General features: G+C 63.1%; 2 protein-coding genes. One reads left to right on the top strand and one right to left on the bottom strand.

Annotated elements, in window-relative coordinates; all coding sequences use genetic code 11:
- Positions 1-921, bottom strand: a 921-nt coding sequence (locus GY725_04720; protein MCP4003479.1) for an acyl-CoA dehydrogenase, incomplete at its 3' end; no start/stop codon positions are given.
- Between the two features lie 105 nt (positions 922-1026).
- On the opposite strand from GY725_04720, the gene GY725_04715 reads away from it, so the two are divergent.
- On the top strand, positions 1027-1478 hold a 452-nt coding region (locus GY725_04715; GenBank protein MCP4003478.1), incomplete at its 3' end, for an acyl-CoA dehydrogenase.

The following is a 1478-nucleotide window of genomic DNA, read 5'->3' as shown; positions in this document are numbered from 1 at the left end:
TTCGTCCAGGGCGGTCACGGCTTCTCGTACCACGGAGCGTGCGAGTTCCAGATCGCAGAACATATCGGCGGCGCGGTGGCGCAGCGCCTGGAATGAGCCGATCTTGACGCCGAACTGCTCTCGGTCCTTCAGGTAGGCGAGGGTCCGCTCAAAGGCTTCTTCGGCGGCGCCTAGCATCTCGGCCGAGAGTCCGATCGCCGCCCGGTCGAATACTGCGTCGAGCAGTTCCGCGCCCGCATCGATCTCGCCGAGAACCCGCTCGCCCGCTACGGAAACACCTTTCAGCGTCACATCCGCTGCATTGCGACCGTCCAGCATCTGGTTTCTTTGAATCGAAAGTCCTTTTGCACCCGCATCGACCGCGAACAGGGACAGGCCGTTGCGATCGCCGGATTCGCCGCTGGTTCGCGCCACTACGATCAGCTGGTCTGCGACGTGGGCGTCGAGCACGAACTGCTTCTGACCATCGATCCGGTAACCGTCACCGTCTCGTTCGGCCCGAGTTGAAACCAAATAGGGATCGAAGCGTCCTCGTTCCTGGAACGCCATGGCCAGGATGCGTTCGCCATTGCATACACCGGGAAGCAGGTCTTTCTTCAAGGGATCTCGGCCGCCCAGCAGGATCGCGTTGCCACCCAGGAGTACGGTCGACAGGAAGGGTTCGGGTGCCAGTACGCGACCGCACTCGTGGAGTACGACTCCGAGCTCTCGGTAGCCCATGCCAGCCCCACCGAGTTCTTCGGGGAAGATGATTCCCGTCCAGCCCATCTCGGCCATTTCCGTCCATAGCGCGCGAGAGAAACCGGTGGCGTCCTCGGAATCGCGTAACTCGCGCATCCGCTGGACCGGCGACTTTTCCTCGAGGAAGCTCTTCGCGGTCTCCTGGATGATCAGCTGGTCTTCGGAAAGGCTCAATGCCATTTTGGGGTTCCTCTCGGGCTCATTCCCGGAACCTGCTCTCAGGTTCCACAGGTCATATAATAGAGCTTCCACCCGCCGTCGCGGGTTTGAGCTGGGAGGCACCGGATGGGATCGATCGAATCGTTCCGAGGTGAGGTTCGGGAATGGCTGGCCGAAAACTGCGCCGAGGAGGACCGGGTCGGATCCCGCGAGCGGCTTTCTCGTGTGCGCTTCGACGATTGGGTCCGCGCTCTCGGCTCCCGGGGTTGGGCCGCGCCGGGCTGGCCCACGGAGTACGGCGGGGGAGGGCTCGATCGCGAACATCAGGCCGTCCTGGCCCAGGAGATGCGCGCGATCAAGGCACCGCCGCCGGGCAGTTTCGGTCTCACCATGCTCGGACCGACGCTGCTCGAAATCGGAACCGACGAGCAGAAGGCCGAGCACCTGCCGCCGATCTGCAAGCACGAGATCATCTGGTGTCAGGGCTATAGCGAGCCGGGTGCGGGTTCGGATCTCGCGGGTCTGCAGACCCGGGCAGTTCTCGAGGGAGACGAGTATTCGGTCACCGGTCAGAAGAT

The sequence above is a fragment of the bacterium genome (assembly GCA_024226335.1).
GTDB lineage: Bacteria > Myxococcota_A > UBA9160 > SZUA-336 > SZUA-336 > JAAELY01.
The sequence above is the reverse complement of the archived record's forward strand: the minus strand, read 5'-3'. Positions and strand labels throughout refer to the sequence as shown.